We start from the raw sequence: 24,976 nt of genomic DNA on the forward strand, positions 1-24,976 counted from the left end.
GCGTGCACCACAACAGCCTGCGGACCGCGGTCCTTCTGGGAGCGCTGTCCGCGTTGATCCTGGTGGTGGGGGCCTGGGTCGGGGATGGCGCGGGCATGCGGTTCGCGCTGGTGGTCGCGCTCTTCGCGAACGGTCTCGCGTACTTCTTCTCCGACAAGATCGCACTGTCCGCCATGCGGGCCCGGCCGGTCGCCGAGGTCGAGCAGCCGGTGTTGTACCGGATCGTGCGGGAACTGTCCTACGACGCCCGCCAGCCCATGCCCCGGCTGTACGTGTCGCCGACCATGCAGCCCAACGCGTTCGCCACGGGCCGCAACCCGCGCAACGCGGCCGTCTGCGTGACCCACGGCATCCTCGGCATCCTCAACGAGCGCGAACTCAAGGGGGTCATCGGGCACGAGTTGTCGCACGTGTACAACCGCGACATCCTGATCTCCTCGATCGCCGGCGCGCTGGCCACGATGATCACCTACTTCGGTTACATCGGCCTGTTCTTCGGCTCGGACGACGACGAGGGCCCGGGAATCCTGGGCGCCCTCCTCGTCATGATCCTCGGGCCCGTCGCCGCGTCGATGATCCAGATGGCGATCTCCCGGTCGCGGGAGTTCGCGGCCGACGAGTCCGGGGCCCGGCTGACGGGCGACCCGCTCGCGCTGGCCTCCGCGCTGCGGAAGATCGAGATGGGCATCCGCCAGCTGCCGCTCCCCGAGAACGGACGGCTGGCGTCGGCGAGTCACATGATGATCGCGAACCCGTTCCGCCAGGCCGGGATCGGCAGGCTGTTCTCCACGCACCCGCCGATCGCCGAGCGGATCTCCCGTCTGGAGCGGATGGCGGGCTATCGCCGCTGACGCGGTCAGGAGCGCAGGGTCGCCGGGTCGGTCTCCTCGGCCCGCAGTCCGGGCAGGCCGTCGATGCTCTCGCGGTTGTTCCTGGCCCGGTAGTCCCGCTTCTGCTGGACGTCCTTGCGCCCGGCCCACTCGTCGAGCAGGGTCCGGTCCTGGTCGTAGCTCATGAAGGGGACGGAGAACCCACACGAGTCGGAGATACGGTCGCAGTCGACGACGATGATCGACCTGACCCCCGGATGCGGGCCGAAGAGCTTGATCAGGCCGTCGAACTCCGTGTCGTGCGGCGTGACGACGCGGCCCGTGCCGTACAGGCGGACGATGGTGGGCGGCCCGCTGAAGGCGCAGAACATCACGGTGATGCGGCCGTTGTCGCGCAGGTGGGCGATCGTCTCGACGCCGCTTCCGTCCAGATCGAGATAGGCGACGGTGACGTCGTCGATGACGGCGAAGGTGTCGGCGTACCCCTTGGGGGACACGTTCACGTGGCCGCCGCTCTGTGGCGCCGTCGCGACGAAGTAGACCGGCTGGGCGGAGATGAAGTCGCGCAACCTGTCGGTGAGCCGCTCATAGATCTTCCCCATGTCGCGACCATATCCCGAGGGTGCATATCGGGAAATCCCCGGCAATTTCCGCGAAGGAGGTCAGACGTCCTCCGCCGCCGCGAGGCGGTCCATGAGTTCGCCGGCCAGGTAGAGCAGGTGGCGCTCGGCGGGCGAAAGGTGCCGGGCGATCGCGGTCCCTAGCCAATCGTCTCGGTGCGACATGTCCTCGATGAGCGCGGCCTCGCCGGCCGGCGTGAGGGTCAGCAGCGACTGCCGTCCGTCGGAGGGGTCGCGGTCGCGCGCCACGAGCCCGTGCCGTTCCAGGTCGGCCAGCACGCGCGTCATCGACTGGGCTCGCACGTGGTCCGCCGCGGCGATCTCCTTCGGCGTCATGCCCCGGTTCCGGTAGAGATGCGCGAGCACGCTCAGCTTGGCGCCGCTGAGGCTCTCCGCCGGTCTCTCCGCGCGCAGTCGTCTGGCGAGCCGCATCGCGCCTCGCCGTACCGCGGCTGTCCCTTCGTGCTCCTCCACGCTCAAGATCCTACGTTGTGCCTTGCTAGTAGGCCTTATCCGGGGCGAAAATCGTACGCATATGCTTACGAATATTCCCCGGTCCTTCGTCGCGGCGGTGGGCACCGCCGCGACGCTGGGCGTGCTCTGCTCGGTCGCGGGAGAGCGGCAACCGCTGGGCGCCGTCATTCTCGGCGTCGTCCTGGCGATCTCACTGGAACGCACGAAGGCCGGTCGCCGCTCTCTGCTGGTCGTGCCCGTGGTCGCCGCGACCGGCCTGATCGGCGCCCTGATGCACTGGTCGCCGCTGCTGGGAGAGGCCGTCTTCGTGGCCGCGGTCTTCGTGTCGATCCACCTGCGCCGGTACGGTTCCCGGGCCTCCGCGATCGGCCGCATGATGCTGTTTCCGCTGGTCGGGCTCTTCATCGCGCCGGTTCCCGTGGGACACGATCCGTGGAGCGCCCTGGTGTGGGCGGTCGTGGCGAGCGCCGTCGCGGTCGGATGGACCGCCCTCACCTCGATCCGCGCCACCTCGATCCGCACCCCGGCCGGGGAGCGAATCCAGGAGGGAACCGCCGGATCGGTTCACACGAGATTCGCCGCGCAGTCGGCGACCGCGCTGGCCCTGGCCTTCGCCATCGGCCACCTGCTCTTCCCCGGCCACTGGCCCTGGGTGGTGATCAGCGCGTTCACCGTGTCGGTGGGGGCGCGGTCCCGAGGTCACGTCGTGCACCGGAGCGTCCAGCGCACTGGTGGCGCCCTCCTCGGAACGGCCACCTCCACCCTCGTCGGCGTCCTGGTCCTCGGCCACGGATGGCTCGTGGCCGTGACGATCTTCGGATACCTTCTGGCCGGGCTCATCCTGCGCGACCGCGACTACGCCTACTGGTCCTTCTGCGTGACCAGCATCCTCGCGCTGCTGTACGGGCTCGCCGCTCCGGCAGGGGTCTCGGGGATCGAGGTCCTCGGGGAGAGGCTGGCCGCCGTCGTCGCCGGGTGCCTGTGCGGGGTCCTGGCGGCCTGGGTCCTCGTCCCGGTCAGGACCGAGGCGGTCATGCGGAAGAACCTCGCGCGGACCCTGGCCGCGCTGGGGGCGCTGCTCGAGAAGCCCGGCGAGGACAGCCGGCGCGAGTTCGACAAGAACGTGGCGGCGCTCCGCGTGGCCGCCGAACCCGCCCTGGCCTGGCGGCGGATCATCCGGCGGCCCGGCCTGGCGGACTGCGTCGAGCCGCTGGCGTCCTGCGGAGCCCTGGCCGAGGACACGGACGCCGGCGGTGGGCCGGCCGGACGGGTGGCCCGCGGAGCGCTGCGGCGCAACATCGGAGCCACCCGGCTGGCCCTCGCCCGGCGGCCCGTCCCCGAACTGGTGCCGGTGGCGGTGCCCGACGCGGGGTCGCCGCTCGCGACGCTCGACCGGACTCTCAGGCAGGTCCACGCGACCGTCTCCGCAGCGCTCGTCCTGGCGCCGAGCCTGCCGGGCTCGCCCGCATCCGGCGCCGGGACGGCGTCCGGCTAGTCCCCCGGATGCAGGACGCGGTGGAGGAACTCGCGTGTCCTGTTGTGCTGAGGCGCGGCGATGACCTGCGCCGGCGGCCCGTCCTCGACGATCACGCCCTGGTCCATGAAGACCACCCGGTCGGCCACCTCGCGGGCGAAGCCCATCTCGTGGGTGACCACCAGCATGGTCATGCCGTCCTCGGCGAGACGCCGCATGACCTGGAGGACGTCGCCGACGAGTTCGGGGTCGAGCGCCGAGGTCGGCTCGTCGAACAACATCAGCGACGGGTTCATCGCCAGCGCCCGGGCGATGGCCACCCGCTGCTGCTGTCCGCCGGACAGCTGAGCGGGGTAGGACTCCGCCTTCTCGCTGAGCCCGACCTTCTCCAGGTTCTCCCGCGCGATCCGTACGGCCTCCGCCCGCGGGCGCTTGAGCACCCGCTCCTGGGCGATGGTGACGTTGCGCAGCACGGTGAGGTGCGCGAAGAGGTTGAACTGCTGGAAGACCATGCCGAGCCGCCGCCTGGCGGCGTCGATGTCCACATCGGGGTGGGTGAGCTCGATGCCGTCGACGAACACTTGGCCGGAGGTGGGCTGCTCCAGCAGGTTGACGCAGCGCAGCAGCGTCGACTTGCCCGAGCCCGATGGTCCGATGACGCAGACGACCTGGCCGGTCTCGACGCTGAAGTCGATGCCCTTGAGCACTTCGAGCTTGCCGAAGGACTTGTGCAGATTCCTGATCTCGACGGTGCTCATCGGCTCGCTCCCTGGCGTGCTTCCATCCGGCGGGCCGCATACCCCAACGGGATCGTGATCAGCAGGTAGGTCAAGCCGGTGACCAGGAGCGGTGTCGGGTTGGCGAACGTCGAGGACTGGTCGTTGCCGAACTTCGCGAGCTCGACCTGGGTGGCCGTCACTCCGAGGATCAGTACCAGCGACGAGTCCTTCAGAAGAGCGACGAGCTGGTTGGTGAGCGGTGGTACGACGATCCGGATCGCCTGCGGGATGACGATCGACACCATTGCGCGTCCGTGCGGCATGCCCAAAGAGCGCGCCGCCTCCATCTGCCCCTTGGGCACCGCCTGGATGCCGGCCCGGAAGTTCTCCGCCATGTAGGCCGCAGAGACCATGCCGAGCCCCAGCGCCGCCTGGCCATACACGCCACCGGGCAGTTCGAAGCCGGGGAAGGCCAGCGGGACACTGATGATCATCAGGAAGACGACCAGGATCGGCAGCCCGCGGAAGATCTCGATGTAGATGGCCGACAACCACCGGTAGGGTGCGACCCGGGACAGCCGCATCAGGGCCAGCACCAGGCCGAAGGCGAAGCCGAGTACGAAGCCGGACACGGTGTAGATCACGGTGTTCCGGAGGGCCACCGTGAACAGCTCGGGCAGGCCCTCCTTCGCGACATCGAGGTTAAGGAACGACTGCTGGATGGCCGACCAGTCGGCCAGCGCAGCGAGCAGGACGGCGACCGCGATCAGCACGGCGTACTGCATGCCCCGGCTGGCCCGCTGTCGCTGCCGGAGGGTGAGCCGCCTCCCGGAGGAGGCGGGCGTCTGTTGGTCGGCCATCACGTCACGAAGTCGGGGTCGCGGACGGGGTGGCGCCGGGCTCGGTGCCGAACCACTTCTTGTAGATCGCGTCGTAGGTGCCGTCGGCCTTGGCCGCCGTGATGGCGTCGTTGATGACCGTGGCCAGGGCGGTGTTGCCCTTCTTCATGCCGATGCCGTACTGCTCACCGGTGTCGAGGCTAGCCACCTGTGCGAACTTGGCGCCGATCTCCGGCTTCTTCAGCCACGTCTGCACGACGGGGAGGTCCTGGACGATCACGTCGGCCTGACCGGTCTGCAGGGCGAGGAGCTCCTTGGGCGAGTCGGCGTACTCGACCGGGTTGAAGCCCTGCTTCTTGACGTAGTCGAGACCCGTCGTGGACGCCTGGGCGCCCAGCTTGAGGTTCTTGGCCTTGACGTCGGCGAGGGAGGTGATCCCGCTGTCCTTCTTCGCCATGAGCGACTGGGTCGCGTCGAAGTACGGCACGGAGAACAGGATGTTCTGCTTGCGCTCGTCGGTGATCGTCATGCCGGCGGCGGCGACGTCGCACTTGCCGGAGTTCATGGCCGCGCCGCTCTTGATGGCGGCGAAGTCGATGTCGACGATGTCCTGCGTCACCCCGAGCTTCTTGGCCGCCAGGTTGACGATGTCCACGTCGAACCCGACGACGTCACTGCCCTGGTTGAACTCGAACGGCTCGTAGGGGATGTTCGTGCAGGTCGTGATCTTTCCTGCGTTGACGAGCTTGACTCCCCCCGCAGCCGGGGCGGCGGTGGAATCCCCGCCGGAGTCTCCGCCGCAGGCCGCGGCGGCGAGCGTGATCGCCAGCGCAGTCGTGCCGATCGCGGCCGCTCGCGGGATGGTGGACCAGAGAGCCACGCAGGCCTCCTCATTGTGGTACAAACCGAACTTCCTGCATGCGCAGTTTAGGGGCTGATTGCAACAGGCCGTCTTCGGGCTGAACTTTAGGGTCGAATCCCCATATATAACAACAGACCCAACAAAAACGACAGTTGTTTAGAGACTGTGGCGTTACACGGGCGGGTCCTCTTGCTGGAAACACCGAAGCCCCTGTTGAGGGGCAGTAGAGACGTGCGTTGCCCGGCCGTCCCCCTCGCCCCTGTGTCTCGTAGCCGCCGCCGACCGGCGAGTCTATCGGTCCACGTATCGTGACCGATCAGTTCCGGACAGTCTTCTCGGCCGCCAGGGAGGCCAGCTTGGCGAAGGCGTTTCGCGATCCCCCGTACGGCTCCGCCTGGCCGACGACGAGCTGCTGGCCGGGGGCGCTGCCGATGTGGAACACCTCAAAGTGGAGGGTCATCTCGCCGACTTCGCCGTGCCGATAGCGGATCGACCTGTGCGTTCTGGATCGGATGTCGTGGCGGTTCCACAGGCGCCGGAAGTCTTCGCTGCCGCGTGACAGCTCCTCGACCAGTTCCCGTACGGACGGGTCGTCGACATCCGTCCCCACTGTGGCTCGGAGGTGGGCCGCCAAATCTCGGGCCTGCTCGGGCCAGTCCATGTAGAAGTCCCGTGCCAGGGGATTGAGGAAGGTCAGCCGTATCAGGTTGTCGCAGTGGTCCAACCCCGCGTAAAGAGCTGTGGCCAGCGGGTTCTTGGCGAGAATGTCCAGCCGGATGTTCATCACCAACATCACGGCGTGATCGCAGCCGAGGATGAACCGCAAAGCCTTCGGGCACACCTGCTCGGCTCCTGGAGCATGCGGGCGCCTGGCCCGGGGGCGCGCGAGATCGTAAAGATGTTCGGTCGCCTCGGCGTCGAGCTGGAAGACCCGTGCCAGGGCTTCCAGCACCTGAGCCGAGGGATTGCGTTCCCGTCCCTGTTCCAGCCGCACGTAATAGTCGGCGCTGACATCCGCCAGCATCGCGACCTCGTCGCGACGGAGCCCGGGGGTGCGGCGGCGGCCGATACTCGGCAGCCCGACCTGGTCGACGGTCGTGGCCTGGCGCCGAGCGCGAAGGAAGTCCCCGAGCGCGCTCCTGCCTTCCATTCCGTCACGTTACGACGCGATGCCTGCGGCAGGGTAGGTGTGTCACTCCCCGGTATGGCGCCTTCCGCCCGGCCCACCGGCGGATCGGCGCGACCCCGCTGACCCGCCGGGCGTTCACGGCGCGGCCTCCACGCGGCGCCGTCGAGCGTCGAGTCCAGCCGTCGTACGCCGGGTGCAACCGGCGAGCGGTCTTCGGGATAGAGGACGTTGTCAGCACCTTGGACACGGAGGAGGCACCCATGAAGGGACACACCGGCCGATGGCTACGGCGAGAGTGGTGAGTCAACCTGCGGAGAAGCTCGACGATTCGGGAATCGTCGCCGCTTCTCTGGAGGACCCGGAGGCGTTCGGTGAATTGTTCCGCCGCCACGCGCCACGACTCCACGCCTACATCAAGCGGCGCCTCGGGAGCACTCTCGCCGATGACGTCGTGGCGGAGACGTTCGCCACCGCGTTCCGGCAGCGGGGGAGATTCGACGGGCGAGCGGAGTTCGCCGCGTGGCTGTGGGGCATCGCCGGCCATTTGATCGCCAGGCACCATCGGCAGGAGACCCGCATGTACAGGGCGTTCGCCCGGACAGGCGTGGACCCCGCCGAGGACGGTATCGCCGACCTGGCCGGCGATCGCGCGGACGCGGCGGCGCGCAGCCCTCAGCTGGCCAAGGCCCTCGCCTCACTGAGCGCGCAGGACCGCAGCGCCGTTCTGTTGCTCGCCTGGGGCGAGCTGTCGTACGCCGAGATCGCAGCGACTTTGGACCTGCCCCTCGGCACCGTCAAGGCCAAGATCCACCGGGCTCGGACAAAGCTCCGCAAGGCCCTCCCCGAGGAGAAGAACGATGGATGAACTCGACGCGCTGCGGCAGATGCGGACGGCACTTGCCCGTGAGGAGAGCCCGGACCGGCTCGCCCTGCGTACCAACTGGCGGTCCGGCACTCCACCACGCCGCCGCCGTAGCTTCAAGGTTCCGATCGTGAGCGTGATCTCGACGGCCGCTCTGGTCGCCGGGGCCGTCGTCGTCATCTCTGTGACGTCCTCTCCGGCACCGGACGGGGTCCCGCCGGTCCGTCTGGGCGAGAAGGGCGGTGCTCACGAGCCGGGCAACGCGCTGCTGGTGGCCGCCACGAACGTGCAGAAGGGGCCGACCCGCGAGTACTGGCACACCACGCGCATCACCGGGGAGATCTACGCGATCGGCAAGAGCGCGGCGGACCACTACAAGCTCGAGTCGAGGTGGCAGTACGACGAGTGGACCGACCAGAGCGGCAAACAGTGTGTCGTCAATCAAGACTTGAACGCCCGCCCGTGGACCGCCCTCGACAAACAGAAGTGGGAGAAGGCGGGGGCTCCTACGACGGTGGAGTTCCCCGTCCCAGAAGGGGGGATGGGCGTTCTGTTCCTGAAACCCACGAGAACAGGGGGACCCTGCCGCAACATCGGTGATCGGCAATTCCTCGGCATGACGGTGAAGCAGCTGGCCGCGCTGCCCACCCAGCCTGAGCAGTTGAAGAACGCCCTGTTGGACATCAAGGGCAACTGGGAGGCGGTCAGCGCGAAGCCCGGCGAGCGGCCGATTCGGGCCCTGAAGGGCGAGAAGCGGGTCCGGGCGCTGAGCGATGTCGCCGGCACCCTGCTGGGCGTCGCGCCCGCCCCTCCGGCGGTGCGGGCGGCGGCGTTCCGGATGCTCGCCACCCTCCCCGGCGTCAAAGCGGAGGGCGAGGCGACCGACCCCCTGGGCCGCCCGGGAACGGTGATCTCCCTGCCGGTGGAGACGACGGTCCCTCTCGGCATCTACACAGCGCCCAAGCAACTCGGCACCTACCGGCGACAGTGGATCATCGATCCGGGCAGCGGGACGCTGCTGGCCGTACGGGATCTCGTGGCGACGCCGCCGCACGGCTCCCGGAAACTCCCCCCGGGAGACGACGGCAAGCCCCGCCGCCTGACGGTCGACACCCAGCCCGACCGGTTCCACAAGCCCGGAGAGGTGTCCCAGTACGAGGTGTACGCGGTCGCGGAATGGACCGACGCGACACCGAACTGACGCGATAGGACCCAGGTCAGCCCGGGCTCTCCTGGCCGGTGTTTTCAGCGGATGGTCGGCGTGGTGGCGCGGCTGCCGTGCCGACGCGGCGCTCGTAGACCGCCGCGATGCCGAAGGCCATGCCACTCCCACGATCACGCCGGATGGCGGCGTATGGGAGTGGCCTGAGCCTCATGCACCGCGTCGTCGACGGTGCTCCGGGGCTGTGTGCCCTGAGACCGCCCGTCGATGAAACGCCAGGTCTCTTCTAGCGGTAGTTCGTGAACTGCAGGGCGATGTCGAGGTCCTTGCCCTTGAGCAGGGAGATGACCTCTTGGAGATCGTCCTTCTTCTTGCTGCTGACCCGGAGCTCGTCGCCCTGGATCTGCGCCTTGATGCCCTTGGGGCCCTCGTCGCGGATCAGCTTCGAGATCTTCTTCGCGTTCTCCTGGTCGATGCCCTCCTTGAGGGCGACCGCCAGCCGGTATTCCTTGCCGGACAGCCTCGGGTCGTCCGCGTCGAGGACCTTCAGCGAAAGGCCTCGCTTGACGATCTTCTCCTTGAACACGTCGAGGACGGCGTTCGCGCGCTCCTCGCTGTTCGCCTTGATCTCGATGCTCTCGCCTGACCAGGAGATCTCCGCCCCGGTGCCCTTGAAGTCGAATCGGTGTCCGACCTCCTTGGCCGTCTGATTCAGGGCGTTGTCGACCTCCTGCCGGTCGATCTTGCTGACCACGTCGAAACTACTGTCGGCCATCGGTGTCCGTGTCCTCTCCTCGTTGCCTTCTGAGATTAGTGGCCCAGGCGTGATCAGAGGGCTTTGCGCATGACAACACGGGGTTCCACGTCGATGCCCAGCGCGTGCTCCTGCCGTACGAGTGCGGTCAGCTCGGGACCCCACGCTTCGGGAGGCAGTACGGCGAAGCCGCGGACGGCGTACCAAGGGGCGTTCCACGGGACATCGCGGAACGTCGTCAATGTCATCGCCGCCGCACCGGCCGCCACCGCCGCGTCGCAGGCGGCGGTGAGTAGGTCCGTGCCGATGCCGCGTCTGCCATGATCAGGGTGTACGGCGAGCTGTTCGAGGTGAGCCAGCCCGTCGACTGTCCCGAGCATGGCGAACCCCAACGGCGGCCGGCCCGCGACGATCACGCTCTCCGGGTCGTCGCATTCCTCGATCATCGTGGTCCCGGGAGGGAAGAAGATGCCCATAGGCGCGAACATCCCGTCGGCCGCGAACTCCACCGTCACCAGCGTTTCGAGGTCACCGGTCTCGGCCCATCTGATCATGCTTCTACTATGGCGCGCGTCGGCGGCCGGGCGGCGAAATCTCCAGTTCGCCGGAGTCCTTCCCTGAGAAAACGGGCGTCACGTGCACCCTGGAAGTCCGCTATTCTTCTTGCTGTCGCTGCGATGAGCAGCTGACACGGCAGGTTGCCCGAGTGGCCAAAGGGAGCGGTCTGTAAAACCGTCGGCTCAGCCTACGCAAGTTCGAACCTTGCACCTGCCACCAGGGATTTTCCCAGCTCAGAGACCCTACGGGGTCTCTTTTGCTTTTCAGGGACATGCAGCCGCAGGCCACTCTAGGCCGCCGTTTGTCGCCAATCGCGCAATATCCGCACAATGATCTTGGTGGGGGGATCGAGGGTGCGGCGGCTCGTGTCCCGGCCTTGATGGGAGCGTGCTCGGAGGATCGTGCCGAGATGTTCGCGGCCATCAGGAACTTTCCGGGGCACCGCCGACCCTGGAAATGAAAAAGTCCCGAGCCTGTGAACCGCAGAGATTCGGGACCGAGGTTGGTGTCCGAGGGGCGATCGCAACCATACGTCCATGGCGCGCCCCGCTCGGCGGGATCACGGTCCTCCTACGGCCCCCCGGCCTCAGTGGAGCTCTCAGCTTCGGTTAGAGGAGGGTGGCGGTGCGGACGAGGGCGGCGAGGGCCTGGGAGCGGCTGTGGGGAGGCCAGGCGATCACCGTGGTCACCTTCGGAGCGTCGAGGACGGGGACGGCGGCCAGGTCGCTGCGCAGGTGGGTCCGGCAGGACTCCGGAAGGACCGCCGCGGCCCGGCCGAGGGCGATCAGTTGGTACAGCTGCGCGGTGTCGCGGACCTTCGGGCCGGGGCCGTCGGTGTAGACGCCGACGCGGTCGGGCCAGCGGGGTAGCGGCAGGCCGGGCAGGTCGGTGACGTCGGCCATCTTCACATGAGGCCGGCTGAGGAGCTCGTGGCCGCGGGGCAGGATCGCGAGTTGGTTCTCGGTGTGCAGCTCCTCGGTGTCGAAGCCGAGCGTCGAGTCGAACGGGAGGTGCAGCAGCGCGACGTCGGCACGTCCGTCACGGAGCATGCGTTCCTGCTCGCCGACGCCGCAGAGCTGCACGTCGACGGTAACCGCGGAAGGGTCGGCGGCGTAGGCGTCGAGCAGCCTGGCCAGCAGTTCGCCGGCCGATCCGGCCTTGGTGACCAGGACCAGGCCTGGGTGGGGTTTCGCGGCGCGGCGGGTGCGGCGGTCGGCCGCCTCGACCGCGTCCAGGGCCGCCCGGCCCTCGCGGAGCAGGACGGATCCTGCCTCGGTCAGCGTGACGGCGCGGCTCGTCCGTTCCAGCAAGTCCACTCCGAGACGTCGCTCGAGCTGCTGGATCGCCCGCGACAGCGGCGGCTGGGCGATCCCCAGCCGTTCGGCGGCGCGCCCGAAGTGCAGTTCCTCGGCGACGGCGACGAAGTACCGCAATTCCCTCGACTCCATGCCACCAGGCTATCCGGGATCGATACCTGTGAGGTATCGATCCCCATCCAAACGGTGTTGGAACCCTCGCCGGGACGCGAAGCAGGATCGGAACATGACCGGACAGAAGATCGCGCTTGTCACCGGCGCGAACAAGGGGATCGGGTTTGAGATCGCTGCAGGCTTGGGCCGTCTCGGCTGGATCGTCGGCGTCGGCGCGCGCGACGCGGCGCGCCGACAAACCGCCGTGGAGAAGCTGAGCGCGGGCGGCGCCGACGTCTTCGGCGTCCCGCTGGACGTGACGGACGACGCAAGTGTGGCCGCCGCGGCAGCAATGCTGGAGGAGCGCTTCGAACGCCTCGACGTACTCGTCAACAACGCAGCCGTCACCGGCGGCATGCCCCAAGAACCCACCAACGTCGACATCGCGACGGTACTAACAGCCGTGGAGACCAACGTGATCGGCGTCATCCGCGTCACCAACACGATGCTGCCGCTGCTCCGCCGCTCGCCGTCACCCCGCATCGTGAACATGTCCAGCAGCGTCGGCTCCCTGACCCGCCAGACCTCCTCTACCGACCAGGGCTCCACAGGCCCCCTGTCAGCCGCCTACGCCCCCTCCAAGACCTTCCTCAACGCCCTCACCATCCAGTACGCCAAGGAACTACGCGACACCAACATCTTGATCAACGCCGCCTGCCCCGGCTTCGTCGCAACCGACCTCAACGCCTTCCGCGGCCACCGCACCCCAGAACAAGGCGCCGCAATCGGAATCCACCTTGCGACCCTCCCCGACAACGGCCCCACCGGCGGCTACTTCGAAGACGCCGGCGCAATCCCCTGGTGACACGCCTGGCGCGACCCCGGAGAGGCCAGGGCGAAGAGGCCCCTGACCAGCGGAAACGTGGTCAGGGACCTCTTGCTGCATGTCCGGGCTACGCACCCGCCGATCCGTGGACTACGCACCCGCCGACCGTGCGCAACTCTCCGCCAACCTCGCCCGATCATGACAAAGTACTACGAGGCCAGGGTCACGATCTGGATCAGGTTCCCGCAGGTGTCGTCGAAGACCGCCATGGTCACCGGCCCTGCCTCCATCGGCTCCTGTGTGAACGTCACCCCCAGCCCGCGCAGCCGCTCGTACTCCGTCTGCACGTCCGCGACCTGGAACGAGGCGGCCGGAATGCCGTCGGCAACCAGCGCCTCCTTGTACGGCTTGACCGCGGGGTGCCCGTCCGGCTCCAGCAGCAACTCCGTGCCCCCGGGGTCCTCCGGTGAGACGACCGTCAGCCACCGGGCCTCACCCAGCGGGATGTCGTGCTTCTTGGTGAAGCCGAGCACCTCGGTGTAGAAGTCGAGGGCCTTTTGCTGGTCGTCAACGAACACGCTGGTGACGTAGATCTTCACGGTGCCTGTCCTTTCCTGGTGACCGGCCACCGCTCGAAGATGGCGGCCAGGGGAGTGGTGTCGAGGTGGTGGAACTTGTACCGCCCCTGCTTGCGCGTCGTGATCAGCCCGGCCTCCTCCAGCACCGCCAGATGCTGGGATACGGCCTGCCGGGTCAGGCTCAGCTGATGTCGACTCGTCAGGCGGACACAGATCTCGAAGAGGGTCTGGCCGTCGCGCTCGGTCAGCTCGTCGAGGATGGTTCGCCGGGTGGGGTCGGCGAGGGCCTTGAAGACATCGCCCATGCGGGCGAGGATAGGCAAGCCGTCACTTGCCTGTCAATCCATCCTCCGGCGGGGGCACTCCGGCTCCGGGATGATCGCCAAGACAGGGGAGGGTCCGTAGGCGGCTGAGGTAGAGCCGCGCATCCCTCCACCCATCGACCCAGGCGGAGCCCAGCAGACTCCGCGTGGTTGGTGCGTACGGTTTCGATCAGCGCCGTCGGCGACGCAAGTCGATCAGGCATGCGTGTGCCATGGCCGCGAACTCCGGGTGTCGTGTCGCGATGACCCGCTCGAATGCGGCTTCGGCGTCCGCGACCCGGCCCGTGGCGAACCAGAGGGCACCAAGCTGGGTCAGGGCTCCCGGCGACTCGTCGGGATGACCTGAATCCACCGCGCGCTGCAACGCGCGCATCGCCTCTTCGGTATGGCCCTCTCTGGAGAGCAGGCCACCCAGATTGAAAGCCCCTTTCGGCGAGGCCTCCGGGTGTCCCGACTCCATGGCGATGGTCAGGAGGGCTCGGGCCTGCTCGGTGTCGCCTTCGTGAAACAGGATGATCCCCAGGTTCAACGCGGCCATCGCCGCCGCATCGGAATTGGGAAAATCCATGGCCATCCGGTACGCGTGCTGGGCACCGCGCGCATCACCGCGGGATTCCAACACCAAGCCCAGATCGAAGGCTGCCATCCCGGCGGCCGATGACCTGCCCTCGACCGCGATCACGCGCAGCATTTCCTCCGCCGCGGCGATGTCGCCTTTCTCGTAGGTGTTCCTCGCCACTGCGATCGCGAGGACCTCGACGTCGGAACTGCTCACCCGCTCAGCGGGGACACCCCGTTCCCGCGCCGCCGCCAGCAAGGAGTCAGAGAAAGAATCAGATGTGGCGGCCCGTCGTCGCCAACGTCCCGGCCACCACCGCATCCCTTGTCCACCCCTTCGGCTAAGGGCCCTGTCCCATCCTTCAGTCACTCCCTCTGCGGGTCAACACAAACCGGGAGTGGCCGAAGACCGATGGACAAACACATGAACGGATGTCCTGGAGTCCAGGTTGCGCGCAAGCTCACCGGTCTCCTGTGGGGCGTACGTCACGAGACGACTCGGACCCGCACCGCTCGTGGGCAGAGGGGGCCCGCGGGGACGGGAGTGCGAGTCGCTGCACGGCCGCTCGCTCTATCTACCGGCGACCCGTGGGCGGGTGCCGACATGCGGGCCTTCTCATGGATGCGGAGCCTGGGGGAGCGTTCGCACTCTCTCGGCGTAGCCAGCGACCAGTACGGATACCACCTCGACCGGTGTCTGGAGTCGATGTTCCCTAGCCGTGGTCAACTCCGTCTCGGCCCAGGCTGACCCAACTATCGTCACATCGATGCATTGACCAGTTACCGGCCACAAGGACACAAGTCGGCGCGTCTCCTCCCAATGCGCAATGCGTGCAGGCATACAACCGGGCCTGTCATCGTCGATCGACTTGGGAGATCCGCATGCTTGCGCGGTGGAAGAGAAATATGGCGCAGAATCGTTGTCCAGAGCTGCCCGGCGGGCGCCATGAGCGCGGGCGGGGATTCCGAATCCGGCCAGTGGTGGCCGCGGCCGCCATCGCGATGGGGCTGGCGCCGCTGGCGGCAGTGGCCGGTCCCGCTCTGGCTGGGCCGAGGCCCGTGCCGGGAGAATTCGCCTACGTCAACAACAACGGCAACAGCACCGTGTCGCGGCTCAACACCACGACCAACACCATCGTCGCCACCATCCCCCTGCCTGCCGGGGCCAATACGATCGGGTCGGAGGTCACGCCGAACGGCGCCTTCTACTACGTGGCCAACGCCGGCATCGACAACGTCACGAAGATCAACACCGTGACCAACAGAATCGTCGCCGTCATCCACCTCCCAGCGGGAGCCGCTCCCAACGGGGTGGGGATCACGCCCGACAGCGCCTTCATCTACTCCACCAACAAGGGCAACAACACCGTCTCGAAGATCAGCGTCGCCACCAACACCGTCGTCGCCACCATCCCCCTCCCCCCGGGGTCCGCTTCCGAGTCAGTGGCGGTCACGCCGAACGGTGCCTTCGCCTACGTCTCCAACAGCGGCACCAGCACCGTCTCGAAGATCAGCGTCGCCACCAACACCGTCGTCGCCACCATCCCCCTCCCCGCCGGGAGCGCTCCTCGGGGGGTGAAGATCACGCCGAACGGTGCCTTCGTCTACATCGCCGACAACGGCAACGCCACCGTGTCGAAGATCAGCACCGCGACCGACACCGTCGTCGCCAACATCTCCGTCGGAACCGGTCCGACCTGGCTGGGGATCACGCCGGACAGCGCCTTCACCTACGTCTCCAACAACGGCAGCAACACCGTCTCGAAGATCAGAGTCGCCGACGACATGGTCGTCGCCACCATCCCCGTCGGGATCGGTCCCAGGGGAATGTGGATCAACATCGGCGGCACCCAGGTCTACGTGGCCAATCATGACAGCGACTCGGTGTCGGTGATCAATGTCGCCACCAACGCCATCGACGCGACCATCAACTTCCCCGCTGGGGCCGGTCCCGAAGGAGTGGCGTTCGGGCGCCACCCCGTTCCTGTGAAGGCGACCAAGACTCACAGCTCAACCTCCGGCGGCATCGTCAGAAGCAAGCACACGAACTTCACCGGCATCGTCGCCACCGGGGGCAGCGGGGACAAGGTCAGCAAGAAACTGGCCGGCGTCGACTCCTTCGTGCAGCAGTTGAAGCAACGCCACCTCAACAACCCTGCCCTCACCAAGCATGTGATGGGCGCCGGGCAACACGGCTGACGCCGTCAGGGACAAACCATCACCAAGCGCCCCCTGACCTCTTTGCGGGAAGGGGGCGTCCTCTTTCGCATCTGCTGTGTGTGGACGACCGGTAGCCGATCCCGATCGAACCCGGCTCTTCCGGTCTCGGCCGGGGACGGAGGGGATGGTCAGGTGAACGTGCGACCGTGTTACTTGGCCCCCGCGATGGTGCTGCGGCGTTCGATGAAGACGACGTCGCGCCAGCGGTCGTGATGGCGGCCGATGCGCTGGCGGGTGCCGACGGTGCGGAATCCGGCCCTTTCGTGGAGGCGGAGACTCACGGCGTTCTCGGGGAAGATGCCGGATTGGATGGTCCAGATGCCTACGGTCTCGGTGGACTGAACAAGGGCCTTCAGCAGCGCGGTGGCGATTCCGCGGCCCCCGTGATCAGGGTGAACGTAGACAGAGTGCTCGACCACTCCGGCGTAGACGCATCGGTCGGATACGGCGCTTGCGGCGATCCAGCCCACTACCTGTCCAGTCGAACTGTCGGCGGCGACATGGCGGTGTTCGGGCAGCTTCGCCCGATCGAACGCCTGCCAGCTCGGCGCGGTGGTCTCGAAGCTGGCGTTGCCGCTGTCGAGTCCGGCTTGGTAGATGTCGAGCACCTGTCCGGCGTCGTCGGCGCTCATGGGACGGATGATGATCCCGGGCGGTGCCGTCGGCTTGCTAGCCCGGATGATCGCTGAGTGGAGACCGTCGGCTGCCGGCTGGGTGCGTGTGATCGTGTAGGTGGTGAACCCGGCGGCTGCCAGCAGAGCGCGGTATTCCGCTTCGGCCAGGGTGCCGACCGAGCAGCCGACGAGGTGTTCGGCTTCTGCGCGCTGTGCGGGGTCGAGTCCGTCGTCCGCGATGACGTCACTGATGCCGAGTCTGCCGCCGGGCTTGAGTACGCGGAATGCTTCAGCCAGGACACGGGGTTTGTCGGCGGACAGGTTGATCACGCAGTTGGAGATGATCACGTCGATGCCGGCGTCGGGGAGAGGAATGTCCTCGATGTGGCCGTGCAAGAACTCGACGTTGGTGGCTCCGGCTTCGGCGGCGTTGGCTCTGGCCAGGGTGAGCATGTCCGGGGTGGCATCCAAGCCGTACGCCTTACCGGCGGGGCCGACTCTGCGGGCCGAGAGCAGGACGTCGATGCCTCCGCCTGAGCCTAGATCGAGGACGGTTTCCCCTGGTTGGAGGTCGGCGACGGCGACGGGGTTTCCGCATCCCAGGCTGGCGCGGACGGCTCCCTCGGGGAGCTCCCCGGTGTCGCTGTAGGCGGCGGCCCCGAATCCGCCGTCGTTGAACTGCTGTGGTTCGCAGTCGACGATCTGGAGTTGGGCTTGGGCGGCGCGGGCGAGCCGGCCGTAGCGTTCGATGATGGTTGCTCGGACCTTGTCGGCGTCTTCGGGCATGTGTCCTCCGGTCAACAGGCGCAGCCTGGCGGGGAAACGGGATGGCCCATGACCACGTCGGCGGCCGTGGGGAAGGCCCCGATGCACGCCTTGTTGATCTCATACAGGCTGGACGTGCCGCGACGCTCGACCAGGACGAATCCCACCTCGGCCAGCACCTTCAAATGCGCGGACACGGTCGACTGCCCGACGTCGACCGCCGCGACGATCTCCTTGACCGACATGGGTGTCTGGCGGCGGGCGAGCAGGGTGACGATCTGGATGCGCGTGGCGTCCGCCAATGCCTTGAACCACGAGGCGTACGTCGCTGCGGTCGCCCGGTCAAGCGGTCCTGTTCCCTCGTTCATCGTTCATCGACGATAAACGATGAAGCCGGCCTCGGGAAGGGGGTCGACTGATTGCCTTCACCAACCTGATCCGTGGCCAGGCCGGTGGCCTTCTTCGTGGCGATGCGTCGGTGTCAGTGGGCGGGGACGAGTTCGGCGAGGAGTTCCGTGACGCGCTTGTCGATCTCGTCGCGGATGGGGCGGACCTGGTCGACCGGCTTGCCGGCGGGGTCGTCGAGTGCCCAGTCCAGGTATCGCTTTCCGGGGAAGATCGGGCAGGCGTCTCCGCATCCCATGGTGATGACGACGTCGGCGGCCTGGACCGCTTCGGTGGTGAGCGGCTTGGGGAACTCCTTGGTCAGGTCGAGGCCGAGTTCCTCCATGACCTGGATGACAGCGGGGTTGATGGTGTCGGCGGGGGCTGAGCCGGCGGAACGGACGCGGACCTTGCCTTGGGCGTGGTGATCGAGCAGGGCGGCGGCCATCTGGGAGCGTCCCGCGTTGTGCACACAGACGAACAGCACCTCGGGGATATCGGACACAAGTGCTCCTTGAGCTTGGCCTGTGGCGCGTAGCCGGTCGTCGGCGAGCCGCACGGCCAGGGTGGGCAGGTGAGTGTGGATGCGGGCTGGGGCATCGGAAGGCTCGTGGGAGGAGATGGGGAGTGCAGGGTTCTGCGTGACCGGTTCACGGTCGGTGGCCCGTCGCGTCGGATGGAGGCTGGTGACGAGGACGGCACCAAGCGCAGCGCCGACGAGTTGGGCGGCGATGAATGCCGGGATGGATGCGGGGGCGATCCCGGCGAAGGTGTCGGAGAATCCGCGGGCGATCGTCACGGCGGGGTTGGCGAAGCTGGTCGAGCTGGTGAACCAGTACGCGGCCCCGATGTAGGCGCCGATGACCGGCGGGGCCAGATGCGCGCGCCCTTGTCGCGGCAAGGCGACAACGAGGGCGACGAGGCCGGCCGTCGCGACGACCTCTCCCACCCACAAACCAAGCGATGACCGGTCATGGGTTGAGACACTCACGGCGGGCAGGTCGAACATCGCATTGGCGAGCATCGTGCCGGCGATCCCGCCGATGGTCTGCGCGGGCAGGTAGGCGGCCACATCCCGTGCGGTGAGTCCGACGCGGTCTCGGCGGCCGAGCAACCAGTCCACCAGGGACACCACCGGGTTCAGATGCGCCCCGGAGACCGGACCAACCAGCACGATGATGACCGGCAGGGCGGCGGCCGTGGCCGCGCTGTTGGCGAGCAGTTGCACACCGACGTCAGGCGACAGGCGCGCGGCCATGATTCCGGACCCGACTACGACTGCGACCAGCAGGCCCGTGCCGAGAGACTCGGCGAAGGCGCGCCGGATGAGGCTGGGAGCCTCGCACGTGCTCATGCCGGGGCGCCGGCCAGAGCGGACGTGGGGCTGAGCAGGGCGGACATCCGGGCCAGGACATTCGGGTTGATCCAGTAGTAGACCCAGGTGCCCCGGCGTTCGGAGTCGATCAGCCCGGCCTGCTTGAGCACCTTGAGATGGTGGCTGATCGTCGGCGCGGTCAGATCGAACGCGACGGTCAGATCACACACGCACGCCTCGCCGCCCTCATGGCAGGCGATCAGCGACAGCAAGCGCAGCCGTACCGGGTCGGCGATCGCCTTGAACAGCGGAGCAAGCTCCGTCGCCTCGGCCTCGTTCAGCGGTTCACAGACCAAGGGCGCGCAGCACGCCTCGGCCGATACCTGAACACCCACGTCCACGATCGGCAACTCTTGCTTCGACATGTCTCTAATTTGACAGATATCTATGTACGAGTGCAAGCTGAGCCCAGCATGCTACTTAGACATCTATCAAATCAGGAGAGTGTGATGGCCTATCGACTTTCCGCCCTGATGCGCAGGACCACCGGCAAGGCCGGTCGAGTTCGCGGTCCGGTGATCTTCAACGAGGCCACCGGAGAAGTCTGCGACGGTGCCTGCCGCAGTGACGCCCGACTCGATCGGGCCCGCACGTTCGCCATCTCGGCCACCCTCGGCTACCGCCGTTGACCTGGCCCACCCATCCGATCCGCCTCACCTTCAGGAGGAACGCCATGTCCCGTGTTCAGCTCGCCCTCCGTGTCGCCGACCTGGAAGGCTCCGTCGCCTTCTACTCCAAGCTGTTCGGCGTCGAGCCGGCCAAGCGTCGGCCCGGCTACGCCAACTTCGCCATCACCGAGCCCCCGCTGAAGCTCGTGCTTCTGGAAGGTGAGGACGGAGAGCCGACCCGCATGGATCACCTCGGCGTCGAAGTCGAAGACACCAGTCAGGTCACCGCCGCGACCGACCGACTCAAGGAAGCCGGCCTCGCGACGTTCGAGGAGAACGACACCACCTGTTGTTACGCAGTCCAGGACAAGGTGTGGGTCACCGGTCCCGGCAGTGAGCCGTGGGAGGTCTACGTGGTCAAGGCCGACGCCGACAGCTTGACCAAGGAAACAGCCACCGTCTGCTGCACTCCCGCAGGCGCCACCCACGAGGCCCCGACGGCCGCCGCGTCCTCCTGCTGCTGACAAGGCACCAGCCGGCGATCACCTGTTCCCCGCGGGTGATCGCCGGACCTCACTCCTGCCTGTCCTCGACCGCGTCTCGGGTTGGGCCGGTGTGCTGGGCCAGCGGAAAGTGAGCAAGACCATTGACGTGGGGTCATCGTGAATACCGAATTCCGAAATCACGCCAATCGAGGATGCAACGACGCCCCGATGCAGGGAATGTCCCGTAGCGTCAGGTGACAAAAGCGCATTGGACCCGAGCAGCGAGAGAAAAGGTGCTGCCGCCGTTGTTGAATGCCTGCACCGACCATATATCCGCTGTCAAGTTTGATTGGTTCTCTGAGACTGAGATGCTGGTGACTGTACCGGATGTGCCGTAACCACCGCCGAGTACTCGTTTCCCTGCAGGGCAGAATGCCGTAGCAGAACAGAATCCCCCAGCAGGGCACGATGCCTGCGTCCCAGTTATGAGTTGGTAGCCCGAGACTCCTGGCGGGCCCGTGGCGCCTTGCGGACCTCGCGGACCTGTGGCGCCTGGATCGCCTTGCGGACCCTGCTCGCCGGCGGGGCCTGAATCGCCTTGCGGTCCCTGTGCACCTGTGGCACCCCGGAACGCCCTGCGGACCCCGCGCGCCTGCGGGGCCTGGAACGCCTTGCGGGCCCCGTTCGCCTCGGGGACCTTGGGGACCTTGAGACGGTTGCATCGCCTCCGGGCCCGTCGCGCCCTTCTGGAGCGGCGTCACAACGTCAGTGAAGTCGCGCAGTAGATGCTGATCCTGGCGCTCATGCTGGCGCCCGTGTTGACGCTGTTTGTGCCTGTTGTGGTTCTTGTTCGAGTTCCTGGTCGAACCTGGCGTGGAAACGACTGAGTGATCCGGGGCGCTTTCGACGGCCGCACTGGCGGAGGTGGCAGCGATGGTGCCCCCCAGGGCGACGGCACCTGTGCTCAATACGGCACTGATCGCAAAGGCACTGAGAAGGCTGCTGGGCTTGGGCAACTGAATTTCCCCTTGAAAGGACATGTCGTCCTGGACTTCCAGCGTGCTCCAGATTCACAGGGAAGCTATCGGCATTGACCGTCCAGTACGATGCGTCTCGCATTGCCTTGGTTGCCGCGCAGTCGAGCAGTAAACGCCTGCTGGTGACTCCACCTTTTCTTTGGTGTTTTCTTAATGGCAGCCGATCGCTTCGTCCTTTTTGTTCCCGATTACCACCGTGGCCCCATGTCTACTGGTCCTCGGCGGACGCCCGAGAGAGAGTGAGAGGCGGGGAAGTGCCGGGAAGACCTCGGGGCGCTCAAGCTCCGAGAGAGGGACGCCCGCGCAGCATGGCGGGGCCGTAGCCGGCTGAGGTGGAGGTCCTGATCGCTCGCCTGTCATCGACCCAGGCAGAGCCCGGCAGACCGGAGATCAGGGCAGGGGAAGAGTGTGCGAGTCCGCGCATGACGGTGAGCGCTGGTATTGGCACGCCTCCTCCAGATCAATACGATCGGCCGCATGGCCGGTATAGGTGCGCCTGAGCTCGTAATCATTGCTTTAGTCCTCGTGCTAGCCGGCTGTTTCATCGGCTTCGTCATCTTCGTGAGTGGGAGGGTCGCGAGAGCGCGCAGACCGTTCGACGGCAGCGTTTCGCACGGCTCTTTCGATCTTGCAACGAAGGTTCGCGGTCTGAAATCTCAGGGACGGTACGAGCAGGCTGTGCTTCTCGTTCGGGGTGAAACCGGCTTTGGTGAAGAGGAGGCGCGCTCGTTCGTGGACCGCGCATGATCGGACGCCTCGGCCGGTCTCAAGTTCGAACCTTGCACCTGCCACCAGGGATTTTGCCAGCTCAGAGGCCCTACGGGGTGCTTTTACCTTCCAGGGGAATGCGGCCGTAGGTCACCGCGAGCCGCCGTTTGTCGCTGGTCCCGGAATATGTCCGGAATGGATCATGGCCTGTTTCCCCAGGTCGCGAACCATGATCCGGAAGGGTTGCGGAAGCTCATGGAACGACGAAGGGGCCCCGGGAGCAGTCTCCCAGAGCCCCATGTCCAACTCGCGATCACACCACCAGGGCGCCCACGCGAGCGTGGCGGCGTGGCAGTGCCTAGCCGACGGGGGGCGGCCCGGCGACTCGCACGTGGTAGGACTCGGCAGAGGCGATGATCGCCTCGATGTCGAAGGGGGCCGGGGCCTCAGCGACGCCGGTGACGGGTGAACCGTTGGCCGTGAACCAGTCTTCGACGCGAGAGGGGGAGAAGACGGCGGCGAGGCGGGCGGTCTTGGTGCGGACCAGGTAGCTGTGTGCGACGCCGCGCGGGCCGTGTGCCGCCTGGCCGGGTTCCAGATCGAACCGCTGGTCGCCGACGAAGAAGGTCACCTTTCCGTCCAGGACGATCCAGACCTCCTCCTCGTCCTCGTGGATGTGGAGCGGCGGCGCGTGGCCGGCCGCGTCCGTGAACTCCATGACCGAGAGGGAGCCGTTCGTGGCGTGTCCGGGCACCAAGACGCGGGCCTGTCCGCCGAGGAACCAGAACGGCTCCGTGGCGTTGCGTGGGGTGATCATGAGGACCTCAGGAAGTCGAGGAGGATGTGGGTCATCTTGGCCGGTTGCTCCTCGTAGAGCCAGTGGCCGGAATCGGGGACGACGACGCCGGTGACGTTCTTCGCGTACCGCTTCACCTGGTCGGGCACGGAGGAACCGAGGCTGCCGGAAGCGCCGATCGCGAGCACGGGCATGGTGAGCTTGTGCTTGCGGTAGACGGCGTTATCCACCATGTCCTGCGGCAACGTACGGAACCACGCGAGGCTCGCCTTCAGGTGCGCCTTGTCCCGCAGGTAGCCGGCGAAGACCGAAACATCGTCCGGCGTGACGGCGCCCCGCTTGACCTCGAGATTCTCGATGAATTTGCCGGTCCACACGGTCTCGCGGCCACTGATGAGGTCTTCGGGCAGGCCGTTGGCGAGTGCGAAGAAGCCGAAGTGCCACGCGCCGGGACCGTCCGCGGTCAGTGACGGGAAGGAGTAGATGCCGGGATCGGGGATCGGCGCCTCGCTGAGTACCAGTTTCCGCACGTCCGCCGGATGCGCGGCGGCATAGGAGTACGCGACCATCGTGCCGATGTCGTGCCCGACGATGCGGAGATCCTTGTCCCGTCCGAGTCGGACCAGCAGCGCGTGCAGTTCCGCGGCCATCGTCTTCTTGTCGTAGCCGGCCGCCGGGGCGTCGCTGCGTCCGGCGCCGGGCAGGTCGGGGGCGATGACCGTGTAATGCTCGGCCAGGGCCGGCATGATGTGCCGCCACTCGTACCAGGTCTGCGGGTATCCGTGGATCAGGACCAGAGTCGGTCCGTGGCCGCCGATCACGTAGTCGATGCCGACCGAGCCGGCCTGCACCTTGTGTTCTGAGAATCCGGCGGGCATCTGCTCCTTCACGGAGCGGGCGGACGTCGGCGAAGCGGCGCTCACCGGCCCGGTGACGACGACGGATGCCAGTCCGACGGCCGCGGCCACGGCGAGCAGCGCCAGACCGCGCGGTCTGGACAAGCTGAGGGAGGGAAGCATCGATGGCTCCAGGGTGAAGAGATGGTGAGCGGTCGACGTCAGAGCGTGCTGACGAGACCGCCGTCGATGGTGAAGCCGGCGCCGGTGACGATCACGGTCCTGCCGGTCAGTCCAAGATCCATGGCGGATCCTCTTGAAGGAGCGGGACGGTCCTACAGGGACTGCCGGCGCAGCCAGGTCAGCGTGGTGTCGGCGACGTCGCGCCAGCCCGCGTCGATGGTCAGCGAGTGACCCCGGTCGGGGAATGCGGTGATGTCGGTGACGGCGTCAGAGTGCCGGTACTGCTTGAGTGTCGCGCGGACGACGGTCTCCGGGACGGTGTGGTCCTTGCCGCCGGTCATCAGCAGCAGCGGGCCGCGTCCCTGGTTGGCGGTGTCGACCTTGGCTGGTGAGTGCGGGTTGAAGTTGGCGGCGGCCGCCTCGAACAGCGGCTTGCCAGGTGCGGGGATCGTCCATCTCTCGTACAGCGTGTCCGACTCGGCCTCGGAGATGGCGTTGCCGAACGCGAACCGGAACTGCTCAGCGGTCAGTGAGACCGCACGGTGCTTGTTGGCGGGGTTCTTGAACACCGGCAGCGTGGCGCGCAGCGCGGACAGCGGGAGCGGCAGGACGCCCTTGATCTGCGCGGCGTCGATCGCAACGGCGGCGCGGGCCAGGTCCTGTCCGAGCAGCTTCTGCGCGATCATTCCACCGAAGGAGTGGCCGACGAGGATCGGCGGGGTGTCCAGAGTGCGAATGATCCCGGCGAAGTGTTCCACGACGTCGTCGATGCCATGGTCGGCGATGCTTTCGGGGTTCTCGCGTGCCTCGGCCACCGTATCGGGGTCGCCCGGCCAGCCAGGGGCGGACGGCGCGTAGCCCGCGTCGCCGAACATCTCGATCCAGGGGGTCCACGACGTGGCGTGCAGCCACAGGCCGTGGATGAAGATGACGGGGATCGGTGTCGTCATGGTGCCTCCAAATGTGTTCTTGTCTGTCGCAGCAGGAG

28 protein-coding genes and 1 tRNA gene are annotated in these 24,976 nt (G+C 67.1%); 10 read left to right on the forward strand and 19 right to left on the reverse strand.

Annotation, left to right across the window (positions count from 1 at the left end; genetic code table 11):
• Positions 1-2: 2 nt before the first annotated feature.
• Positions 3-851 (forward strand): zinc metalloprotease HtpX, encoded by an 849-nt coding sequence (gene htpX / locus Psi02_RS10570; RefSeq protein WP_203973291.1) that lies wholly within the window; start codon positions 3-5, stop codon positions 849-851.
• A 5-nt stretch (positions 852-856) separates the two neighbouring features.
• Here htpX and Psi02_RS10575 read toward each other — a convergent pair whose 3' ends face one another.
• Together Psi02_RS10575 and Psi02_RS10580 are read right to left on the reverse strand one after the other, a co-directional pair.
• Positions 857-1,432: a pyridoxamine 5'-phosphate oxidase family protein gene (locus tag Psi02_RS10575; protein ID WP_203973292.1), complete on the reverse strand. Its 576-nt coding sequence runs from the start codon at positions 1,430-1,432 to the stop codon at positions 857-859.
• Positions 1,433-1,492: 60 nt separating this feature from the next.
• Entirely contained in the window at positions 1,493-1,924 is a 432-nt protein-coding gene (locus Psi02_RS10580; protein ID WP_203973293.1) for a MarR family winged helix-turn-helix transcriptional regulator, read from the reverse strand.
• A 61-nt stretch (positions 1,925-1,985) separates the two neighbouring features.
• Between Psi02_RS10580 and Psi02_RS10585 the strand changes: the two genes are divergently transcribed.
• The gene (locus Psi02_RS10585; RefSeq protein WP_203973294.1) at positions 1,986-3,419 is read left to right on the forward strand and encodes an FUSC family protein; all 1,434 of its coding nucleotides are present in this window, start codon (positions 1,986-1,988) and stop codon (positions 3,417-3,419) included.
• Here the strand turns inward: Psi02_RS10585 and Psi02_RS10590 are convergent.
• The 4 genes from Psi02_RS10590 to Psi02_RS10605 form a co-directional block, all read right to left on the reverse strand.
• The gene (locus tag Psi02_RS10590; RefSeq protein WP_203973295.1) at positions 3,416-4,156 is read right to left on the reverse strand and encodes an amino acid ABC transporter ATP-binding protein; all 741 of its coding nucleotides are present in this window, start codon (positions 4,154-4,156) and stop codon (positions 3,416-3,418) included. The two genes, Psi02_RS10585 and Psi02_RS10590, sit on opposite strands and share 4 nt — an antisense overlap.
• Positions 4,153-4,977: an amino acid ABC transporter permease gene (locus Psi02_RS10595; RefSeq protein ID WP_203973296.1), complete on the reverse strand. Its 825-nt coding sequence runs from the start codon at positions 4,975-4,977 to the stop codon at positions 4,153-4,155. Before Psi02_RS10595 ends, Psi02_RS10590 begins: the two co-directional genes overlap by 4 nt.
• A 4-nt stretch (positions 4,978-4,981) precedes the next feature.
• Positions 4,982-5,836 carry a transporter substrate-binding domain-containing protein gene (locus tag Psi02_RS10600; protein WP_203973297.1) on the reverse strand — a complete coding sequence of 285 codons (855 nt, stop codon included), beginning with the start codon at positions 5,834-5,836 and terminating at the stop codon, positions 4,982-4,984.
• Positions 5,837-6,134: 298 nt separating this feature from the next.
• The gene (locus tag Psi02_RS10605; protein ID WP_203973298.1) at positions 6,135-6,968 is read right to left on the reverse strand and encodes a helix-turn-helix transcriptional regulator; all 834 of its coding nucleotides are present in this window, start codon (positions 6,966-6,968) and stop codon (positions 6,135-6,137) included.
• A 277-nt stretch (positions 6,969-7,245) separates the two neighbouring features.
• Between Psi02_RS10605 and Psi02_RS10610 the strand changes: the two genes are divergently transcribed.
• Both Psi02_RS10610 and Psi02_RS10615 read left to right on the forward strand, forming a co-directional pair.
• The gene (locus tag Psi02_RS10610; protein ID WP_239094781.1) at positions 7,246-7,812 is read left to right on the forward strand and encodes an RNA polymerase sigma factor; all 567 of its coding nucleotides are present in this window, start codon (positions 7,246-7,248) and stop codon (positions 7,810-7,812) included.
• Entirely contained in the window at positions 7,805-9,010 is a 1,206-nt protein-coding gene (locus Psi02_RS10615; protein ID WP_203973300.1) for a CU044_5270 family protein, read from the forward strand. The genes Psi02_RS10610 and Psi02_RS10615 overlap by 8 nt, the downstream gene beginning before the upstream one ends.
• Positions 9,011-9,257: 247 nt before the next feature.
• On the opposite strand, the gene Psi02_RS10620 is transcribed toward Psi02_RS10615, so the two are convergent.
• Together Psi02_RS10620 and Psi02_RS10625 are read right to left on the reverse strand one after the other, a co-directional pair.
• Positions 9,258-9,746 (reverse strand): YajQ family cyclic di-GMP-binding protein, encoded by a 489-nt coding sequence (locus tag Psi02_RS10620; protein ID WP_203973301.1) that lies wholly within the window; start codon positions 9,744-9,746, stop codon positions 9,258-9,260.
• 53 nt (positions 9,747-9,799) lie between these two features.
• A complete protein-coding gene (locus Psi02_RS10625; protein WP_203973302.1) occupies positions 9,800-10,279 on the reverse strand; it encodes a GNAT family N-acetyltransferase in 480 nt (159 codons plus the stop codon).
• 138 nt (positions 10,280-10,417) lie between these two features.
• On the opposite strand from Psi02_RS10625, the gene Psi02_RS10630 reads away from it, so the two are divergent.
• A tRNA-Tyr gene (locus Psi02_RS10630) sits at positions 10,418-10,502 on the forward strand.
• Positions 10,503-10,891: 389 nt separating this feature from the next.
• Here the strand turns inward: Psi02_RS10630 and Psi02_RS10635 are convergent.
• Positions 10,892-11,731: a LysR family transcriptional regulator gene (locus tag Psi02_RS10635; protein ID WP_203973303.1), complete on the reverse strand. Its 840-nt coding sequence runs from the start codon at positions 11,729-11,731 to the stop codon at positions 10,892-10,894.
• Positions 11,732-11,825: 94 nt separating this feature from the next.
• Here Psi02_RS10635 and Psi02_RS10640 point away from each other — a divergent pair, with 94 nt between their 5' ends.
• The gene (locus tag Psi02_RS10640) at positions 11,826-12,557 is read left to right on the forward strand and encodes an SDR family oxidoreductase (protein ID WP_203973304.1); all 732 of its coding nucleotides are present in this window, start codon (positions 11,826-11,828) and stop codon (positions 12,555-12,557) included.
• A 170-nt stretch (positions 12,558-12,727) separates the two neighbouring features.
• Here Psi02_RS10640 and Psi02_RS10645 read toward each other — a convergent pair whose 3' ends face one another.
• The 3 genes from Psi02_RS10645 to Psi02_RS10655 all read right to left on the reverse strand — a co-directional run bounded on the left by Psi02_RS10645 (position 12,728) and on the right by Psi02_RS10655 (position 14,194).
• A complete protein-coding gene (locus tag Psi02_RS10645; protein WP_203973305.1) occupies positions 12,728-13,117 on the reverse strand; it encodes a VOC family protein in 390 nt (129 codons plus the stop codon).
• Positions 13,114-13,401 carry an ArsR/SmtB family transcription factor gene (locus Psi02_RS10650; protein ID WP_203973306.1) on the reverse strand — a complete coding sequence of 96 codons (288 nt, stop codon included), beginning with the start codon at positions 13,399-13,401 and terminating at the stop codon, positions 13,114-13,116. Before Psi02_RS10650 ends, Psi02_RS10645 begins: the two co-directional genes overlap by 4 nt.
• A gap of 187 nt (positions 13,402-13,588) precedes the next feature.
• Positions 13,589-14,194, reverse strand: coding sequence for a tetratricopeptide repeat protein (locus tag Psi02_RS10655; protein WP_203973307.1), 606 nt, complete (start codon positions 14,192-14,194; stop codon positions 13,589-13,591).
• 761 nt (positions 14,195-14,955) lie between these two features.
• Here Psi02_RS10655 and Psi02_RS10660 point away from each other — a divergent pair.
• The gene (locus Psi02_RS10660; protein WP_203973308.1) at positions 14,956-16,176 is read left to right on the forward strand and encodes a beta-propeller fold lactonase family protein; all 1,221 of its coding nucleotides are present in this window, start codon (positions 14,956-14,958) and stop codon (positions 16,174-16,176) included.
• Positions 16,177-16,346: 170 nt separating this feature from the next.
• On the opposite strand, the gene arsM is transcribed toward Psi02_RS10660, so the two are convergent.
• The 4 genes from arsM to Psi02_RS10680 all read right to left on the reverse strand — a co-directional run bounded on the left by arsM (position 16,347) and on the right by Psi02_RS10680 (position 19,700).
• The gene (arsM, locus tag Psi02_RS10665) at positions 16,347-17,597 is read right to left on the reverse strand and encodes an arsenite methyltransferase (protein ID WP_203973309.1); all 1,251 of its coding nucleotides are present in this window, start codon (positions 17,595-17,597) and stop codon (positions 16,347-16,349) included.
• 11 nt (positions 17,598-17,608) lie between these two features.
• Complete coding sequence (locus Psi02_RS10670; protein ID WP_203973310.1) at positions 17,609-17,944, reverse strand: ArsR/SmtB family transcription factor; 336 nt, start codon at positions 17,942-17,944, stop codon at positions 17,609-17,611.
• 113 nt (positions 17,945-18,057) lie between these two features.
• Positions 18,058-19,314: an aquaporin gene (locus Psi02_RS40955; protein ID WP_203973311.1), complete on the reverse strand. Its 1,257-nt coding sequence runs from the start codon at positions 19,312-19,314 to the stop codon at positions 18,058-18,060.
• Positions 19,311-19,700: an ArsR/SmtB family transcription factor gene (locus Psi02_RS10680; RefSeq protein WP_203973312.1), complete on the reverse strand. Its 390-nt coding sequence runs from the start codon at positions 19,698-19,700 to the stop codon at positions 19,311-19,313. Before Psi02_RS10680 ends, Psi02_RS40955 begins: the two co-directional genes overlap by 4 nt.
• 84 nt (positions 19,701-19,784) lie before the next feature.
• Between Psi02_RS10680 and Psi02_RS10685 the strand changes: the two genes are divergently transcribed.
• The 3 genes from Psi02_RS10685 to Psi02_RS10700 all read left to right on the forward strand — a co-directional run bounded on the left by Psi02_RS10685 (position 19,785) and on the right by Psi02_RS10700 (position 22,212).
• Positions 19,785-19,964 carry a hypothetical protein gene (locus Psi02_RS10685; protein WP_203973346.1) on the forward strand — a complete coding sequence of 60 codons (180 nt, stop codon included), beginning with the start codon at positions 19,785-19,787 and terminating at the stop codon, positions 19,962-19,964.
• Positions 19,965-20,008: 44 nt separating this feature from the next.
• On the forward strand, positions 20,009-20,467 hold the full coding sequence (locus Psi02_RS10690) for an ArsI/CadI family heavy metal resistance metalloenzyme (RefSeq protein ID WP_203973313.1): 459 nt from the start codon (positions 20,009-20,011) through the stop codon (positions 20,465-20,467).
• A gap of 1,475 nt (positions 20,468-21,942) precedes the next feature.
• Positions 21,943-22,212, forward strand: coding sequence for a hypothetical protein (locus Psi02_RS10700; RefSeq protein ID WP_203973314.1), 270 nt, complete (start codon positions 21,943-21,945; stop codon positions 22,210-22,212).
• A 319-nt stretch (positions 22,213-22,531) separates the two neighbouring features.
• On the opposite strand, the gene Psi02_RS10705 is transcribed toward Psi02_RS10700, so the two are convergent.
• The 3 genes from Psi02_RS10705 to Psi02_RS10715 form a co-directional block, all read right to left on the reverse strand.
• Positions 22,532-22,990: a cupin domain-containing protein gene (locus Psi02_RS10705; protein WP_203973315.1), complete on the reverse strand. Its 459-nt coding sequence runs from the start codon at positions 22,988-22,990 to the stop codon at positions 22,532-22,534.
• Positions 22,987-23,988: an alpha/beta fold hydrolase gene (locus tag Psi02_RS10710; protein ID WP_203973316.1), complete on the reverse strand. Its 1,002-nt coding sequence runs from the start codon at positions 23,986-23,988 to the stop codon at positions 22,987-22,989. The genes Psi02_RS10705 and Psi02_RS10710 overlap by 4 nt, the downstream gene beginning before the upstream one ends.
• A 152-nt stretch (positions 23,989-24,140) precedes the next feature.
• Positions 24,141-24,938 carry an alpha/beta hydrolase gene (locus Psi02_RS10715; RefSeq protein WP_203973317.1) on the reverse strand — a complete coding sequence of 266 codons (798 nt, stop codon included), beginning with the start codon at positions 24,936-24,938 and terminating at the stop codon, positions 24,141-24,143.
• Positions 24,939-24,976 lie beyond the last annotated feature (38 nt).

The sequence above is a fragment of the Planotetraspora silvatica genome, assembly GCF_016863315.1.
Classification (GTDB): domain Bacteria; phylum Actinomycetota; class Actinomycetes; order Streptosporangiales; family Streptosporangiaceae; genus Planotetraspora; species Planotetraspora silvatica.

Bases quoted from the DNA above. Each gene is read 5' to 3' on its own strand.
- Psi02_RS10715 (WP_203973317.1), bottom strand. From the start codon at position 24,938: ATGACGACACCGATCCCCGTCATCTTCATCCACGGCCTGTGGCTGCAC.
- Psi02_RS10700 (WP_203973314.1), top strand. From the start codon at position 21,943: ATGGCCGGTATAGGTGCGCCTGAGCTCGTAATCATTGCTTTAGTCCTC.
- Psi02_RS10690 (WP_203973313.1), top strand. From the start codon at position 20,009: ATGTCCCGTGTTCAGCTCGCCCTCCGTGTCGCCGACCTGGAAGGCTCC.
- Psi02_RS10595 (WP_203973296.1), bottom strand. From the start codon at position 4,977: ATGGCCGACCAACAGACGCCCGCCTCCTCCGGGAGGCGGCTCACCCTC.
- Psi02_RS10605 (WP_203973298.1), bottom strand. From the start codon at position 6,968: ATGGAAGGCAGGAGCGCGCTCGGGGACTTCCTTCGCGCTCGGCGCCAG.
- Psi02_RS10685 (WP_203973346.1), top strand. From the start codon at position 19,785: ATGGCCTATCGACTTTCCGCCCTGATGCGCAGGACCACCGGCAAGGCC.
- Psi02_RS10635 (WP_203973303.1), bottom strand. From the start codon at position 11,731: ATGGAGTCGAGGGAATTGCGGTACTTCGTCGCCGTCGCCGAGGAACTG.
- Psi02_RS10670 (WP_203973310.1), bottom strand. From the start codon at position 17,944: ATGAACGAGGGAACAGGACCGCTTGACCGGGCGACCGCAGCGACGTAC.
- Psi02_RS10705 (WP_203973315.1), bottom strand. From the start codon at position 22,990: ATGATCACCCCACGCAACGCCACGGAGCCGTTCTGGTTCCTCGGCGGA.
- Psi02_RS10615 (WP_203973300.1), top strand. From the start codon at position 7,805: ATGGATGAACTCGACGCGCTGCGGCAGATGCGGACGGCACTTGCCCGT.
- Psi02_RS10640 (WP_203973304.1), top strand. From the start codon at position 11,826: ATGACCGGACAGAAGATCGCGCTTGTCACCGGCGCGAACAAGGGGATC.
- Psi02_RS10620 (WP_203973301.1), bottom strand. From the start codon at position 9,746: ATGGCCGACAGTAGTTTCGACGTGGTCAGCAAGATCGACCGGCAGGAG.
- Psi02_RS10625 (WP_203973302.1), bottom strand. From the start codon at position 10,279: ATGATCAGATGGGCCGAGACCGGTGACCTCGAAACGCTGGTGACGGTG.
- Psi02_RS40955 (WP_203973311.1), bottom strand. From the start codon at position 19,314: ATGAGCACGTGCGAGGCTCCCAGCCTCATCCGGCGCGCCTTCGCCGAG.
- Psi02_RS10680 (WP_203973312.1), bottom strand. From the start codon at position 19,700: ATGTCGAAGCAAGAGTTGCCGATCGTGGACGTGGGTGTTCAGGTATCG.
- Psi02_RS10590 (WP_203973295.1), bottom strand. From the start codon at position 4,156: ATGAGCACCGTCGAGATCAGGAATCTGCACAAGTCCTTCGGCAAGCTC.
- Psi02_RS10650 (WP_203973306.1), bottom strand. From the start codon at position 13,401: ATGGGCGATGTCTTCAAGGCCCTCGCCGACCCCACCCGGCGAACCATC.
- Psi02_RS10575 (WP_203973292.1), bottom strand. From the start codon at position 1,432: ATGGGGAAGATCTATGAGCGGCTCACCGACAGGTTGCGCGACTTCATC.
- Psi02_RS10710 (WP_203973316.1), bottom strand. From the start codon at position 23,988: ATGCTTCCCTCCCTCAGCTTGTCCAGACCGCGCGGTCTGGCGCTGCTC.
- arsM (WP_203973309.1), bottom strand. From the start codon at position 17,597: ATGCCCGAAGACGCCGACAAGGTCCGAGCAACCATCATCGAACGCTAC.
- Psi02_RS10585 (WP_203973294.1), top strand. From the start codon at position 1,986: ATGCTTACGAATATTCCCCGGTCCTTCGTCGCGGCGGTGGGCACCGCC.